Source organism: Mesorhizobium sp. f-mel, from assembly GCF_053850215.1.
This window is the reverse complement of record NZ_JBSPTO010000002.1, coordinates 345,635-361,337: the sequence shown is the minus strand read 5'-3', so window position 1 is coordinate 361,337 and position 15,703 is coordinate 345,635. Positions and strand designations below refer to the sequence as shown.

The following is a 15,703-nucleotide window of genomic DNA, read 5'->3' as shown; positions in this document are numbered from 1 at the left end:
GCACGTGTTTCGTACCAGCGACATAGTCCTGATCGCCGTCATGGTTTCGGCTGCGGCCTTGACCTACAAGACCAAGCGCGAGGCCGAAGAACAATTGGCGGCGGTGCACAAGATCCAGGCGCAGATCCGCTACGAGGAGGATACGATCGATCTCCTGAAGGCGGACTGGAGCCTGCTGACCCAGCCGTCGCGCCTGCAAAAGCTGGCCGAGATCTATAGATCGCAACTCGAGCTCGAGCCGGTCAGCGCCCGCCAGATCATCGGGCTGGACGATCTGCCGGCAAAACCCCTCACCATCGAGGACCTTTCGTCCGAGCGACTGGGTGGCATGGCCGACAATTCTGGCAAAGGACCCTTGGGTGGCAAGGACCCTGTGGTCACCGGAGGCATCGTCCAATGATTCCCAGACTTCCATTGATCGCCAGACTGCTGAAGCGCCCCGCCAAGTCGGAAGACGGATCGATTGTGGTCGAAGGCGCGCGCAAAGCGACCGGCGGCAAGGGCAGGACCCGCATCGTGATGACGATGGCGGTGTTCTTCGGCATCTATTCGATCATCACCGGGCGGCTGGTCTATCTGGGTTTCCAGAACCCCGACCTGTCCGGCGGTCCGCAGAGCCGGGTGACGGCGTCTCGGCCCGATATCGTGGACCGCAACGGCGAAGTTCTGGCGACGGACATCAAGACGGCGTCGCTGTTTGCCGAACCGCGCCGCATTGTCGACGCCGACGAGGCGATCGAAAAGCTGGCGACGGTGCTTCCCGAAATCGACTACGAACAGACCTACCATAAGCTGAAGAGCGGCGCCGGCTTCGTCTGGCTGCAGCGGCAACTGACGCCCAAGCAGCAATCGGATATCATGCAGCTCGGCATTCCCGGCTTCGGCTTCCGCACCGAAAAGCGCCGCTTCTATCCGGCCGGCGAAACCTCGTCCTACATCGTCGGGCTCACCAACATCGACAATCAGGGAATCTCCGGCATGGAGAAATACATCGACGAACAGGGGCTGAGCGACCTTCAGGCGTCGGGACTTGCGGTGGCCAAGGATCTGAAGCCGGTGCAGCTCTCGATCGACCTTCGCGTCCAGCATATCGTGCGTGACGAGGTCGCCGCCGGCATGGAGAAATACCGCGCAATCGCAGCGGGCGCCGTCGTTCTCAACATCAAGACCGGCGAAGTGATGGCGATGGCCTCGGTTCCGGATTTCGATCCCAACAACCCGTACAATGCGCAGGACAAGGACCGCTTGAACCGCATGTCGGCCGGCCTTTACGAAATGGGTTCGACCTTGAAGAGCTTTACCACCGCCATGGCGCTCGATTCCGGCAAAGTGACGCTGGAAAGCCGTTTCGACGCTTCGCGCCCGATCAGGATCGGCCGCCAGACCATCCATGATTTTCATGGCAAGGCCCGGGTGCTGTCGGTGCCCGAAGTGTTCATCTATTCGTCCAATATCGGTTCGGCCAAGGAAGCCGAAGCGGTCGGCATCGAGGGGCACCGCGAATTCCTGCATCGCCTGGGCATCCTCGAGAAGATGCAGACGGAACTGCCTGAAGTCGCCCGCCCGACCGAGCCCAAAGTCTGGAAACAGGTCCATTCGATCACCATCGCCTTCGGTCACGGCGTGTCGACGACGCCGCTGCAGACGGCGGTCGGCTGTGCCGCGCTGGTGAACGGCGGCTATCTGATCCAGCCGACATTCCTGAGGCGCGCGCAGGAACAGGCGATGTCGGTGGCCAAGAAAGTTGTCAGCGACAAGACCTCCGAGAGCATGCGCTATCTCTACGCACTGAACGCCGAGAAAGGCTCAGGCAGGAACGCCAGGGTTCCTGGTTATCGCGTCGGCGGCAAGACCGGAACGGCAGAGAAGGTTGTCAACGGCCGCTACTCAAAGGACAAGAATTTCAACGCCTTCGTCGCGGCTTTCCCGATGGACGATCCGCAATATATCGTGCTTACGATCGCCGACGAACCGAAGCCGGAAAAACCCGGCATGGGTGCAACGGCCGCCTCGAATGCTGGTGTCATGGCTGCAAACATTATCCGACGTTCGGCTTCCATGCTTGGCGTGAAGCCAGATTTCAGCCATGAAAATGGCGCAACGCTGGTTTCCTATCAGTGATTCTTGGGGCGCGCCGGCAACTGCGCGCTATTTTGTTGCTATGAACGGGGTTCGATGAAGCTGAAAGATCTAGCCGGTATCCTGTCTGTCGAGGGGACAGCTTCCTTCGATACGGAGGTTACCGGGATTTCGTCGGATTCCCGCCAGGTAGCACCGGGCGTGGTCTTCTTCGCGCTCACTGGCACCAAGGCCGATGGCGCGGCCTATGCCGCCGATGCCGCCAGTCGCGGCGCAGTGGCGATCGTGGCCGGCAAGGGCAGCGCCGTCGCCGGACTGCCGGTGCCGGTTCTCGCCGTCGACGATCCGCGCCTTGCGCTGGCGCTGAGCGCGGCCCGCTACTTCGGCAGGCAGCCGCAAACCATGGTCGCGGTGACCGGTACCAGCGGCAAGACATCGGTTGCGGCCTTCACAAGGCAGATATGGGAGCAGTCAGGGTTTGCCGCTGCTTCGATAGGCACGACCGGCCTGGTGGCGCCGGGCCGCAACGAATATGGCTCGCTGACCACCCCCGACCCGGTAGATCTGCACAGGCTGCTGAGGGAACTGGCGGATGCCGGCGTCACCCATGCATCGATGGAGGCCTCCAGCCACGGCCTCGACCAGCGCCGGCTCGACGGCGTGAAGCTCGCAGCCGGCGGGTTCACCAATCTCGGCCGGGACCACATGGACTATCATCCGACAGTCGAGGACTATCATCGCGCCAAGCTGCGCCTGTTCGACGCGCTGCTGCCGAAGGGCGCGCCGGCCGTCATTTTTGCCGACGATCCGTGGTCGGAGCCGACGATCCGGGCGGCGAGGGCGGCAGGACTGGATGTGCTGACGGTCGGCCGCCACGGCGAGTTCCTGAGACTGAAGCGGGTCGAGCACGAGCGCCACCGCCAGCGCGCCGAAGTGGAAGTCGATGGCGTTCTCCACGAGGTTGACCTGCCGCTGGCCGGGGATTTCCAGATCGCCAATGCACTGGTTTCGGCGGGCCTCGCCATTTCTACTGGAACGCCAGCCGCCAAAGCCCTGATGGCGTTGGAGAAATTGAAGGGCGCGCCGGGTCGGCTCGACCTCGTTGGGACAACATCCCATGGGGCGCCGGTCTATGTCGATTATGCGCACAAGCCGGACGCGCTGGAAAACGTGCTGGCGTCGGTGCGGCCGTTCACCACCGGCCGCGTCATCGTCGTGTTCGGCTGTGGCGGCGACCGCGACCGGGGCAAGCGTCCGATCATGGGTGAAATCGCTACGCGGCTCGCCGATGTCGTTATCGTCACCGACGACAATCCGCGTTCGGAAGTGCCTGAAACGATCCGTGCCGCGATCCTTGCCGCTGCACCCGGCGCTATCGAGATCGGCGATCGGCGCAAGGCGATCCACGAGGCAGTCGCCATGCTCCATGCCGGCGACACGCTGATCGTGGCCGGCAAGGGCCATGAGGAAGGCCAGACCATCGGCGCCGAGACGCTGCATTTTTCCGACCATGAGGAAGTCCGCGCCGCGCTTCAGGAGCGCGCCGCATGAGCTTTCTGTGGACCTCCGAGGATCTCGTCGCCGCCATGGGCGGACGACCCCTTGGCCCGATGCCGGAGGGTATCAGCGGCATCTCGATCGACAGCCGCAGCCTTGAGCCGGGCGATGCTTTCTTCGCCATCAAAGGCGAGGCGATGGACGGCCACGATTTCGCGACCGCCGCCATCAAGGCCGGCGCCGGCGTGCTGGTCGTCGCCGAGGGCAAGCTGCCGTCGCTCGGGCGGCTGACCGCGCCGATGATCGTCGTGCAGGACGTGCTGGCCGCGCTGGAAAAGCTCGGGCTGGCCGCCCGCGCGCGCTCGAACGCCAAGATCATCGCGGTGACCGGTTCGGCGGGCAAGACCACCACCAAGGAAGCGCTGCGCCATGTGCTGTCCGCGGTCGGCAAGGTGCACGCATCGGCCCAGTCTTTCAACAACCACTGGGGCGTCCCGCTGACGCTGGCGCGGATGCCGGTGGATTGCGACTATGCCGTGTTCGAGATCGGCATGAACCATCCCGACGAGATCCGGCCGCTGGCCAAGATGGTCCGGCCGCATGTCGCCATCGTCACGCTGATCGCCGCGGCACATCTCGGCTTCTTCCGCAATCTGGACGAGATCGCCAGGGCCAAGGCCGAGATTTTCGAGGGGCTGGAACCGGATGGTGCTGTCCTTCTCAACCGCGACGACCCGCGCTGGAAGCTTCTGGACAAGATGGCAAGAGCCGCCGGCGTCGAGCACATTTACGGCTTTGGCGAGAATGCCCGGGCGACATTCAAACTGCTCGAATGCGCGCTGCATGCCGATCATTCTATCATCACCGCCAAGATTGGCGGTCAGGAAATCACCACCAGGGTTGGCGCGCCGGGCCGACATATGGTGCAGAACGTGCTGGCCGTGCTGGGCGCCGCGCATCTGGTCGGCGCCGACATCGCCAGGGTGGCGACGGCGCTGGCCGATCTTTCGGCCGAACGCGGACGCGGCAAGCGCCACGTGCTGCGTCACCCGAAAGGTCCGATCACGCTGATCGACGAGAGCTACAACGCCAATCCGGCGTCGATGAGCGCTGCAATGGCGCTGCTCAACGCGACGCCGGTGTCGGGCGAAGGAAGGCGCATCGCGGTGCTCGGCGACATGCTCGAACTCGGCGAGCATTCCGCGAAGCTGCACGCAGCCCTTGCCGATCTCATCGCCGGCACCGAAACGCGCACGGTCTTTCTCGCCGGCCCGGAAATGCGGGCGCTGGCCGACACCCTTCCTGATGAGATCGAGACGGAGTATCGCGCCGGCGCAGAGGATCTGAAACTGGTGCTTCTGTCGGCGCTGAAGCCTGGCGACGTGGTGATGATCAAATCGTCGAAAGGCATCGGGTTCTCCAAATTGGTCGACGCATTGCTCAGCAAATTTCCGGCGGTAGCCACAACCGCCAAACAGGCCTAGAGCCAGGTCCGGGGACCGAATCGCATGTTCACACTGCTCGTCGAATTCGCGGACAAGATCTCGGTCTTCAACGTCTTTCGCTACATAACCTTCCGTACCGGCGGCGCGCTGATCACCGCGGCGCTGATCGTCTTCATCTTCGGGCCGGCTATCATCAATTCGCTGAGGCTGCGGCAGGGCAAGGGCCAGCCGATCCGCGCCGACGGGCCGCAGACGCATTTCAAGAAGGCCGGCACGCCGACCATGGGCGGGCTGATGATCCTGTGCGGCATCATCGGCTCGTCGCTTTTGTGGGCGAACCTGTCCAGCATCTATGTCTGGGTGGTGCTGCTGGTGACCCTGGGTTTCGGCTCGATCGGGTTCTACGACGACTATCTCAAGGTGACGAAGCAATCGCATCTTGGGTTTTCCGGCAAGGCGCGGCTGGGGCTTGAATTCGTCATCGCCGGCATCGCCGCCTGGGTGATCATGCACAATGGCCAGGCGCCGTTCTCGTCGTCGCTGACTTTCCCCTTCGCCAAGGAATTTCTCATCAATCTCGGCTGGTTCTTCATCCCGTTCTCGTGCTTCGTCATCGTCGGCGCCGGCAATGCGGTGAACCTGACCGATGGCCTCGACGGGCTGGCGATCGTGCCGATCATGATCGCAGCGGCGTCCTTCGGCGTCATCGCCTATCTCTCCGGCAATGCGGTGTTCGCCGAATATCTGCAGATCCATTTCGTGCCTGGCACCGGTGAATTGGCGGTGGTCCTCGGCGCAGTGATCGGCGCCGGCCTCGGCTTCCTGTGGTTCAACGCACCGCCGGCGGCGATCTTCATGGGCGATACCGGCTCGCTGGCCCTGGGCGGCCTGATCGGCACGGTGGCAGTTGCCACCAAGCACGAGATCGTGCTGGTCATCGTCGGCGGCCTGTTCGTCGTCGAGATCCTGTCGGTCATCATCCAGGTCGGCTACTTCAAGATGACCGGCAAGCGGGTGTTCCTGATGGCGCCGATCCACCATCATTTCGAAAAGCTCGGCTGGACCGAAAGTCAGGTGGTGATCCGCTTCTGGATCATCGCCGTCATCCTGGCGCTGGTCGGCCTGTCGACCCTGAAGCTCCGATAGGAGGCCGCTTGATCCCCGCCACATCCTTCGCAGGCAAGCGCGTTTCGCTCTTCGGGCTCGGCGGCTCGGGGATCGCCACGGCGCGCGCGCTGATCGAGGGCGGAGCGGAGGTGCTCGCCTGGGACGACAATCCCGGCAGTGTCGCCAATGCCGCGGCCGTCGGGATCGCGACCGGCGATCTGCGCGGCGCCGACTGGGCGAAGTTCTCGGCCTTCGTGCTGTCGCCCGGCGTGCCGCTGACGCATCCGAAGCCGCACTGGACAGTGGAACTGGCGCGCGCTTCAGGCGTCGAGATCATTGGCGACATCGAGCTGTTCTGCCGGCAGCGGACGTTGCTGGCGCCGGCAGCGCCCTTCATCGCCATTACCGGCACCAACGGCAAATCGACGACGACGGCGCTGACAGCGCATATCCTGAAATCGGCCGGACGCGACACGCAGATGGGCGGCAATATCGGCCGCGCGGTGATGACGCTCGATCCACCGGAGCCTGGGCGGCATTATGTCGTGGAATGCTCGTCCTACCAGATTGACCTGGCGCCCTCGATCAATCCGACCGCCGGCGTCCTGCTCAATCTGACGCCGGATCATCTCGACCGTCATGGCACGATGCAGCACTACGCCGCGATCAAGGAACGGCTGGCGGCCGGCAGCGAAACGGCAATCGTCGGTGTCGACGATTCCTGGTGCGCCCAGCTCGCCGACCGGCTGGAGCGGGCGGGCCGGCACGTCATCCGCATTTCCAAACGCCTGCCGCTGACCGATGGCTATTTTGCCGACGGCACCAATCTGATGGAGGCGGTGCATGGCCGTTACAGCCGCGTTGCCTTTCTCGAAGGCATCGGCTCGCTGCGCGGCCAGCACAATGCGCAGAATGCGTTGGCCGCTATCGCCGCCAGCCTCAAAGTCGGGCTCGAGCTGGGCGAGATCCAATCGGGGCTGGAGAGCTTTCCCGGGCTGGCGCACCGTATGGAGCAGGTCGGCCGCAAGGGCCATGTGCTGTTCATCAACGATTCCAAGGCCACCAATGCCGATGCGGCAGCGCCCGCATTGTCCAGCTTTCCGCGCATTTACTGGATTGCCGGCGGGTTGCCGAAAGAGGGTGGCATCGAGCCGTTGCGCGGCCTCTTTCCCCGCGTCGCCAAGGCCTATCTGATCGGTGAGGCCGCACCAGCCTTCTCGGCGACGCTCGGCGAGGCGGTGCCTTACGAGATCTCCGGCACGCTGGCCGCAGCAGTCGAGCATGCCGCAAGCGACGCGGCCAAGGATGATGACAACGGCGAGGTGGTGGTGCTGCTTTCGCCGGCCTGCGCCAGTTTCGACCAGTTCAAGAATTTCGAAGTGCGCGGCGATGCCTTCAGGCAAGCTGCGAGCACTATTGATGGCGTGAAGCTCATCGGAGGGGCACGATAATGCAAAGCCGTCTCGACAAAAGCCCGGTCGCCACCTGGTGGTGGACGGTCGATCGCTGGTTCCTGGCTGCGTTCCTGTCGCTGATGGGACTCGGCATCGTACTGTCTTTCGCGGCAAGCCCGGCGGTGGCCCAGCGCATCGGCCTGGACAGTTTCCACTTCGCCACACGGCAGATCATCTTCACCATTCCCGCACTTGGCGTGATGCTGGCCGTCTCCTTCCTGGAATCGCGGCAGATCAGACGCATGGCCCTGGCGATGCTGTGCGTCATGCTGGTGCTGATGGTGGCGGTACTCTACATCGGCGTCGAGGTGAAGGGCGCGCGGCGCTGGGTGTCGCTCGCCGGCGTGTCGATCCAGCCGTCGGAATTCCTGAAACCGGCGTTCGTCGTCATCTGCGCCTGGCTGTTTGCCGAACACAAGCGCCAGCCCGACATTCCAGGCAATCTGTTCGCCATGCTGCTGCTGGCCCTCGTCATTTCGCTGCTGGTGGCGCAGCCTGATTTCGGCCAGACAATGCTGGTGCTCGGCACCTGGGGGGTGATGTTCTTCATGGCCGGACTGCCATGGCTGTGGATCATCGCGCTGGGCGCTGCCGGCATCGGCGGCGTGTTTGCCGCCTATACGGTGTTCCCGCATGTCGCCGGCCGCATCGATCGCTTCATGACCGGCGAGGGCGATACGTTCCAGGTCGACATGGGCCGCGATGCGCTGATCAATGGCGGCTGGTTCGGCGTCGGGCCGGGCGAGGGCACCGTCAAGCGGGTCATACCCGACAGCCATGCCGATTTCGTCTTCTCGGTGGCCGGCGAGGAGTTCGGACTGATCATGTGCTTCTTCATCATGACCATCTTCGCCTTCATCGTGCTGCGCGGCCTTAGCACCGCGCTCAAGGAGCAGGACGATTTCACCCGCTACGCGGTTGGCGGCCTGGTCACCGTTTTCGGTCTGCAGTCTGTCATCAACATGGCCGTCAATCTGCAGCTGATGCCTGCCAAGGGCATGACCTTGCCGTTCATCTCCTATGGTGGCTCCTCGCAGATCGCCATCGCAATCTCGATGGGCATGGTGCTGGCGCTGACCCGCAAGCGGCCGGAAAAGCGCAAGCAGTTGGGCTTCGCACCGTCGCAGCGCGCCATGCCGGCGGAGTGAAATGTCGAAAGGCTCGATCCTTCTGGCCGCCGGCGGCACGGGCGGGCATCTCTTCCCGGCCGAGGCGCTGGCGCATGAGCTGATCAGGCGCGGCTGGACGGTGCATCTCGCCACCGATGCTCGTGCCGAGCGTTTTGCCGGCCAGTTTCCGGCCGCAGGCATCCATCCGATCCAGTCGGCGACGATGAGTTCGAAAAATCCTTTTGCCGTGCTTGCCGCCTTCTGGAAAATCTGGGGTGGCGTACGGCAGGCATCCGCCGTGATCGGCCGGATCAAGCCAGCCGTCGTGGTCGGTTTCGGCGGCTATCCGACGCTGCCGCCGCTCTATGCGGCGACGCGGCGCAAAGTGCCGACGATGATCCACGAGCAGAACGCGGTGATGGGGCGTGCCAACCGGGCGCTCTCCGGCCGCGTTGATGCCATCGCTGGCGGGTTCTTGCCGGAAGATTCGAGCGCTGCAGGCGCCAAGACAGTGACGACAGGTAACCCGGTCAGGCCGCAAGTGCTTGAGGCGGCAAAGATGCCCTATGCGGCGTCGACCGGGAAGCAGCCGTTCCGCTTCTTGGTGTTTGGCGGCAGCCAGGGCGCACAGTTCTTTTCCGACGCAATGCCGGCTGCGATTGGAAAGCTTTCCGACGCGCAACGCAAGCGGCTGGTGATCACCCAGCAGGCGCGTGCCGACGATGTCGAGCGGGTGAAGGCGGCCTATGCCGCCCTTGGCGTCGAGGCTGAGGTATCGCCCTTTTTCACCGACATGGCGGCGCGCATGGCTGCGGCGCATCTTGTGATGTCGCGGTCCGGCGCATCGACCGTATCGGAAATCGCGGTGATTGGCCGGCCAGCGCTGCTGGTGCCCTATCCGCATGCGCTCGACCACGACCAGGCAGCCAATGCCGCGGCATTAGCAGCGGCAGATGGCGCCGAAGTGCATCCGCAATCCTCGCTCTCGCCCGAGCGCATCGCTGCGCTCGTCGGCGCGTTGATGGACGATACGGAGCGGCTGACCACAATGGCAGCGGCGGCGAAATCGGCCGGAAAACCGGACGCGGCACGGTTGCTCGCCGATCTGACAGAGGCTATTGCGTCGAAGAAAAGCGTATCGGCATTCAGGAAGGAGACGCACGCATGAAGATGCCGCAGACGATAGGCCTCGTGCATTTCATCGGCATCGGCGGTATCGGCATGAGCGGCATCGCCGAGGTGCTGCACAATCTCGGCTATAAGGTGCAAGGATCCGACCAGGCCGACAGCGCCAATGTGCAGCGGCTGCGCGACAAGGGCATCGAGTGCTTTGTCGGTCATCACGCCGATAATGTCGGCGAAGCCGAAGTGGTTGTCGTCTCGACGGCGATCAAGAAATCCAATCCGGAGCTGAAGGCGGCGCGCGAAAAACTGCTTCCCGTTGTCCGCCGTGCCGAGATGCTGGCCGAACTGATGCGCTTCCGGCAGGCGGTGGCCATCGGCGGCACGCATGGCAAGACGACGACGACCTCGATGGTGGCGACGCTGCTCGAAGCCGGCGGGCTCGATCCGACCGTGATCAATGGCGGCATCATCAATGCCTACGGCACCAACGCCCGGATGGGCGACGGCGAATGGATGGTGGTCGAAGCCGATGAGAGCGACGGCACCTTCCTGAAGCTGCCGGCCGAGATTGCCGTCGTCACCAACATCGATCCCGAGCATCTCGATCATTACGGCTCCTTCGACAAGGTGCGCGAGGCCTTTCGCCAGTTCGTCGAGAACGTGCCGTTCTACGGCTTCGGCGTCATGTGCACCGACCATCCGGAAGTGCAGGCACTGGTCAGCCGCATCGAGGACCGTCGCGTCATCACCTATGGCGAGAACGCGCAGGCCGATGTGCGTTTCACCAATCACCGCATGGACGGCCCGACCTCGGAATTCGACGTGGTGATCCGCGACCGCAAGACCCGCGGCCAGTCGACGATATCAGGCCTGCGCCTGCCGATGCCCGGCCGTCACAATGTCGCCAATGCGACGGCGGCGATCGCCGTCGCGCATGAGCTCGGCCTTTCGGCCGAGGCGATCAGGAAGGGCCTGTCGTCCTTCGCCGGCGTCAAGCGGCGCTTTACCCGTACCGGTTCGTGGAACGGCGTCGATGTGTTCGACGATTACGGCCACCATCCGGTCGAGATCGCGGCGGTGCTGAGGGCGGCGCGCGACGCCACCAAGGGCCGCGTAATCGCCATTGCCCAGCCGCACCGCTTCACCCGGCTGCATGATCTGTTCGGCGAGTTTTCCGTCTGCTTCAACGACGCCGACACGGTGATGGTGGCGCCGATCTATGCGGCAGGCGAAGAGCCGATCGACGGGGTGACGTCCGAGGCATTGGTGTCGCGCATCCGCTCCGGCGGCCATCGCGACGCGCGCTACATCGAAGGCCCCGCGGCGATTGCGCCGGTTATCCGCGACCTGGCGAAACCAGGCGATTTCGTCGTCTTCCTCGGCGCCGGCAACATCACGCAATGGGCTTACGCGCTGCCCAGGGAACTCGGCGGTACCGCCTCATGATGCGTGGCCAGGCATTGATCGACAAGCTCGGCGGCCGGCTTGACGGCCTGCGCGGCCGCATTACGCCCAATGCCGAGATGGACAAGATCACCTGGTTCCGCGCCGGCGGGCTGGCCGACGCACTGTTCCAGCCGGCCGACGAGGACGACCTCGCCGCGTTCCTGAGGGCGGTGCCCGAGGAGATACCGCTGACCATCGTCGGCATCGGCTCGAATTTGCTTGTCCGCGACGGTGGCATTACTGGCTTCGTCATCCGGCTTTCGGCCAAGGGCTTTGGCGAAGCCGAAGTGATTGCGCCGACCACGATCAAGGCGGGCGCCGCCACGCCCGACAAGCGCCTTGCCGCTGTCGCCTATCAGGCTGGTATAGGCGGCTTTGAATTTTACCACGGCATTCCGGGTGCCGTCGGCGGTGCGCTGAGGATGAACGCCGGCGCCAATGGCGTCGAGACGCGCGAGCGCGTCGTCGAGGTGCGGGCGCTCGACCGCAAGGGCGACCTGCATACGCTGAGCAACGCCGATATGGGCTACGCCTATCGCCATTCGGCACCCCCTGCCGGGCTGATCTTCACATCGGCTGTGTTTGAAGGGGTCTTGGCAGACAAGGCCGCGATCAAGGCGGCGATGGACGCCGTCCAGCACCATCGCGAGACCGTGCAGCCGATCCGCGAAAAGACCGGCGGCTCGACCTTCAAGAATCCGGAGGGCACCTCGGCCTGGAAGGAGATCGACAGGGCGGGCTGTCGGGGGCTGATGATCGGCGGCGCGCAGATGTCGCCGATGCATTGCAACTTCATGATAAACACGGGAACCGCGACCGGCTACGACCTCGAATATCTCGGAGAGACCGTGCGCACGCGCGTGCTCGAACGGTCGGGCATCCGGCTGCATTGGGAAATCAAGCGCACCGGTAATTTTCGGCCGGGGCACGAGGTCCAGGAATTCCTCGGACAGTTGCTCTAAGGACTCACAACACAGTTTTCGCTGCCCTTTTTGCGGAAAGTGAATCTCTCGGAATCGTAAGGACTTGCCAGCGATTCAACTCTCTGATTCTCTGCCCTGAAGCGTTTCCTGATTTGAGTCGTTTCGACGCGTCACCAGCGTTTTTTTCGTCAGGGCAACCTGCCGGGAGGCTCGGGGACTCGATGTTGCGAAAATCATGGGGGCAGGGACTGCTCCGAGCGTTTGAGTGTGTGGCCCTTTTTGGGGCATGTGAGATGCAGACCCACCGTAAGAGGGCCCGCCGTGACAGGGAATGACGGGAAATGAAAAGCAAGCACGTGGCCGTCCTTCTGGGTGGATTCTCGTCCGAGCGGCCCGTGTCTTTGTCTTCGGGGAAAGCCTGTGCTGACGCGCTCGAGAGGGAAGGCTACCAGGTCACTCGCGTCGACGTCTCTCGCGATGTCGGATCGGTGCTGGCTGAGCTCAAGCCTGATGTTGCCTTCAATGCGCTGCATGGCCCTTTCGGCGAGGACGGCACCATCCAGGGCATCCTCGAATATCTTGCCATTCCCTACACCCATTCCGGCGTGCTCGGCTCGGCGCTTGCCATGAACAAGGAACAAGCCAAGAAGATCGCCAAGTCCGTCGGCATCCCGGTTGCCGAATCGAAGGTGGTCAATCGCTTCGCCATCCAGAACAAGCACCCGATGAAGCCGCCCTATGTCGTCAAACCGGTCAATGAGGGATCGAGCTTCGGCGTCGTCATCGTGCACGAAGGTCAGTCGCATCCGCCGCAGGTCATCGGTTCGTCCGACTGGAAGTATGGCGATACCGTCATGGTGGAGCGCTATGTGCACGGGCGGGAATTGACCTGCGCGGTAATGGGCGACGTGGCTCTCGGGGTTTGCGAGATCATACCGACCGGCCATTCCTTCTACGACTATGATTCAAAATACGTCGCGGGCGGATCAAAACACGAATGCCCTGCAAAAATTTCACCGAATATTTACCAAAAAATACAGACACTGACGCTCAAGGCTCACCAAGCTATCGGCTGCCGGGGCGTTTCCCGGTCGGACTTCCGTTATGACGATCGACACTCCGAGAACGGTGAAATTGTCTGGCTCGAGATCAACACACAGCCGGGCATGACGCCGACATCCTTGGTGCCTGAAATCGCCGCGCAGGCGGGACACTCGTTCGGCGATTTGTTGAGTTGGATCGTGGAGGACGCTTCGTGTCTGCGTTGAAGTGGGGACAGGGCAAGGGGAAGGGCGCGGCCGGGCCGACGCTGTTCGGTGTGCCGTTGTCGTTCGACCATTTTGTGCTGCCGCGTCTGCTTCGCCGGCCGGCGCGCGTGCTGGCGCGCCTGGGCGAGGGCGACTTCGAGGTGCCGCCGTTTTCCGCAGCCGTGCTGTCGGCGGCGCTGCTCGTATCGGGCAGTGCCTATGGCGCCTATCTCGGCGGACATGTCGACGGTGTCGTCCAGGGCATCACTGCCCGCACCGGCTTTGCCGTCGACCAGATCAAGGTCGTCGGCAACCGCGCAACCTCCGAGATCGACATTCTCGACAGGATGCAGCTCGATGGCTGGACGTCGCTGATCGGCTTCGATGCCGAAGCCGCGCGGGGCCGCATAGCCACGCTGCCCTGGGTCGAGATTGCGGCGGTGCGCAAGGTCTATCCGCACACGCTGGAGGTGCGCATCGAGGAGCGTGAGCCTTTTGCGCTCTGGCAGCAGGGCAACGAGCTTTCCGTCATCGAGCGGTCCGGCGCCGTGATCGCGCCATTCTCCGGCGGCAAGCAGTCGCTGCTGCCGCTGATTGTGGGCACCGGCGCGCCGGCCAAGGCGCCGGATTTCCTGGCCAGGATCAAGAAATATCCAGAGCTTGCCGCACGGATCAAGGGCTATATCCGCATCGGCGAACGGCGTTGGGACCTGAAGCTGGAAAACGGCATCACGGTCAAGCTTCCCGAGGATGGCGAGGACCAGGCGATCGCCGATCTGGTCAGGATGGACCGAGAGAACGGGCTGCTGACGCGCGATATCGCCGCCGTCGACATGCGCCTTTCCGATCGCCTCGTCGTCCAGTTGACGCCCGAGGCGGCGACGCAGCGTCAGGCCGCGCTTAATGAAAAGCCGAAAATGCCGAAGCGCAAGGCGGAGACGAAGATATGAGCTGGCTTGGCGGCAACAGCGATGCCTCGTCGCGCCGGTCCGGCATCATGACGGTGCTGGATGTCGGCTCGAGCAAGGTCTGCTGCGTGGTGGCCAAGCTCAAGCCGCGCGAGGACGGCATGCTGCTGCGCGGGCGCTCGCATCGCATCCAGGTGATCGGCATCGGCCACCAGAAATCGCAAGGCGTGAAATCGGGTGTCGTCATCGATCTCGACAGGGCCGAGCACGCCATCCGTCTTGCCGTCGATGCCGCCGAGCGCATGGCCGGGCTGACCGTCGATTCACTGATCGTCAACATGACGGCGGGCCGGCTGAAGAGCGAAAGCTTCTCGGCAACCATCAACCTCGGCGGCCATGAGGCCGACGAGGCCGACATCAAGCGTGTGCTTGCCGCCGGCGCCAAGCAGGCGCTGCGGGCCGAGCGCGAGGTGATCCATTCGCTTCCCGTCGGCTTTTCGCTGGACGCCGAGCGCGGCGTGCGTGATCCGCGCGGCATGGTCGGCGACCAGCTCGGCGTCGACATGCATGTGCTGACGGGTGATGCGGCACCCTTGCGCAATCTGGAGCTTTGCATCAACCGTTCACACCTCTCGGTCGAGCGCATGGTGGCGACCCCCTATGCCAGCGGGCTTGCCGCACTGGTCGACGACGAACTCGAAATGGGTGCGGCCTGCATCGACATGGGCGGCGGCACCACGACGATCTCAGTGTTTTCGGAAGGCAAGTTCGTTCATGGCGACGCCATCGCCATCGGCGGCAACCACGTCACACTGGACATGGCCAAGGGCCTGTCGACCTCGCTCGACGCCGCCGAGAGGCTGAAAGTGATGCATGGATCGGCGCTGCCCGGCAGTGCCGACGACCGCGACCTGGTCTCGATACAGCCGATCGGCGAGGATGGCGAGGTGCCCCTGCAGATACCGCGTTCGGTGATGACGCGCATCATCCGGGCGCGCATCGACGAGACGCTCGAACTGTTGCGCGACCGGCTGAACAGGTCCGGCTACGGCAACGCCATCGGCAAGCGCGTCGTGCTGACCGGCGGCGCCAGCCAGCTTTCCGGCCTGCCCGAGGCAGCGCGCCGCATTCTCGGACGCAATGTGCGCATCGGCCGTCCGCTCGGTGTGGCGGGCCTGCCGGAGGCGGCCAAGGGGCCGGCTTTCTCGACGCCGGTCGGGCTTCTGATCTACCCGCAGGTGGCGAATTTCGAGAGCCATCCGGCGAAGGGAATTTCCGGTCTCAGGATGACCGGAACGGGCGGAAAACTGCATCGAATGAGTCAGTGGTTGAGAGACAGTTTTTAAATTGACGGGGACAGCCC

The 15,703-nt window shown here is 63.7% G+C and carries 13 protein-coding genes; all 13 read left to right on the top strand.

Annotation, left to right across the window (positions count from 1 at the left end):
* Positions 1-4: 4 nt before the first annotated feature.
* The 13 genes from ftsL to ftsA all read left to right on the top strand — a co-directional run bounded on the left by ftsL (position 5) and on the right by ftsA (position 15,686).
* Positions 5-400: a cell division protein FtsL gene (gene ftsL / locus ACWUKX_RS05820; protein ID WP_065010317.1), complete on the top strand. Its 396-nt coding sequence runs from the start codon at positions 5-7 to the stop codon at positions 398-400.
* Positions 397-2,121 carry a peptidoglycan D,D-transpeptidase FtsI family protein gene (locus ACWUKX_RS05815; protein ID WP_287152298.1) on the top strand — a complete coding sequence of 575 codons (1,725 nt, stop codon included), beginning with the start codon at positions 397-399 and terminating at the stop codon, positions 2,119-2,121. Before ftsL ends, ACWUKX_RS05815 begins: the two co-directional genes overlap by 4 nt.
* Before the next feature lie 54 nt (positions 2,122-2,175).
* Positions 2,176-3,630: a UDP-N-acetylmuramoyl-L-alanyl-D-glutamate--2,6-diaminopimelate ligase gene (locus ACWUKX_RS05810; RefSeq protein WP_456004739.1), complete on the top strand. Its 1,455-nt coding sequence runs from the start codon at positions 2,176-2,178 to the stop codon at positions 3,628-3,630.
* Positions 3,627-5,060 carry a UDP-N-acetylmuramoylalanyl-D-glutamyl-2,6-diaminopimelate--D-alanyl-D-alanine ligase gene (locus tag ACWUKX_RS05805; protein WP_127211748.1) on the top strand — a complete coding sequence of 478 codons (1,434 nt, stop codon included), beginning with the start codon at positions 3,627-3,629 and terminating at the stop codon, positions 5,058-5,060. The genes ACWUKX_RS05810 and ACWUKX_RS05805 overlap by 4 nt, the downstream gene beginning before the upstream one ends.
* A 24-nt stretch (positions 5,061-5,084) precedes the next feature.
* Positions 5,085-6,167 carry a phospho-N-acetylmuramoyl-pentapeptide-transferase gene (gene mraY, locus ACWUKX_RS05800; protein WP_023798736.1) on the top strand — a complete coding sequence of 361 codons (1,083 nt, stop codon included), beginning with the start codon at positions 5,085-5,087 and terminating at the stop codon, positions 6,165-6,167.
* A gap of 8 nt (positions 6,168-6,175) precedes the next feature.
* The gene (gene murD, locus ACWUKX_RS05795; protein ID WP_456004736.1) at positions 6,176-7,579 is read left to right on the top strand and encodes a UDP-N-acetylmuramoyl-L-alanine--D-glutamate ligase; all 1,404 of its coding nucleotides are present in this window, start codon (positions 6,176-6,178) and stop codon (positions 7,577-7,579) included.
* Complete coding sequence (gene ftsW, locus ACWUKX_RS05790; RefSeq protein ID WP_029351459.1) at positions 7,579-8,730, top strand: putative lipid II flippase FtsW; 1,152 nt, start codon at positions 7,579-7,581, stop codon at positions 8,728-8,730. Before murD ends, ftsW begins: the two co-directional genes overlap by 1 nt.
* Before the next feature lies 1 nt (position 8,731).
* On the top strand, positions 8,732-9,859 hold the full coding sequence (gene murG / locus ACWUKX_RS05785; protein ID WP_029351457.1) for an undecaprenyldiphospho-muramoylpentapeptide beta-N-acetylglucosaminyltransferase: 1,128 nt from the start codon (positions 8,732-8,734) through the stop codon (positions 9,857-9,859).
* The gene (gene murC, locus ACWUKX_RS05780) at positions 9,856-11,262 is read left to right on the top strand and encodes a UDP-N-acetylmuramate--L-alanine ligase (RefSeq protein ID WP_095518654.1); all 1,407 of its coding nucleotides are present in this window, start codon (positions 9,856-9,858) and stop codon (positions 11,260-11,262) included. The genes murG and murC overlap by 4 nt, the downstream gene beginning before the upstream one ends.
* Entirely contained in the window at positions 11,259-12,224 is a 966-nt protein-coding gene (gene murB, locus ACWUKX_RS05775) for a UDP-N-acetylmuramate dehydrogenase (RefSeq protein ID WP_456004733.1), read from the top strand. The genes murC and murB overlap by 4 nt, the downstream gene beginning before the upstream one ends.
* A gap of 302 nt (positions 12,225-12,526) precedes the next feature.
* Positions 12,527-13,453, top strand: coding sequence for a D-alanine--D-alanine ligase (locus ACWUKX_RS05770; protein ID WP_456004731.1), 927 nt, complete (start codon positions 12,527-12,529; stop codon positions 13,451-13,453).
* Positions 13,441-14,382, top strand: coding sequence for a cell division protein FtsQ/DivIB (locus ACWUKX_RS05765; RefSeq protein ID WP_456004728.1), 942 nt, complete (start codon positions 13,441-13,443; stop codon positions 14,380-14,382). The genes ACWUKX_RS05770 and ACWUKX_RS05765 overlap by 13 nt, the downstream gene beginning before the upstream one ends.
* Positions 14,379-15,686: a cell division protein FtsA gene (gene ftsA, locus ACWUKX_RS05760; RefSeq protein ID WP_456004725.1), complete on the top strand. Its 1,308-nt coding sequence runs from the start codon at positions 14,379-14,381 to the stop codon at positions 15,684-15,686. The genes ACWUKX_RS05765 and ftsA overlap by 4 nt, the downstream gene beginning before the upstream one ends.
* Positions 15,687-15,703 lie beyond the last annotated feature (17 nt).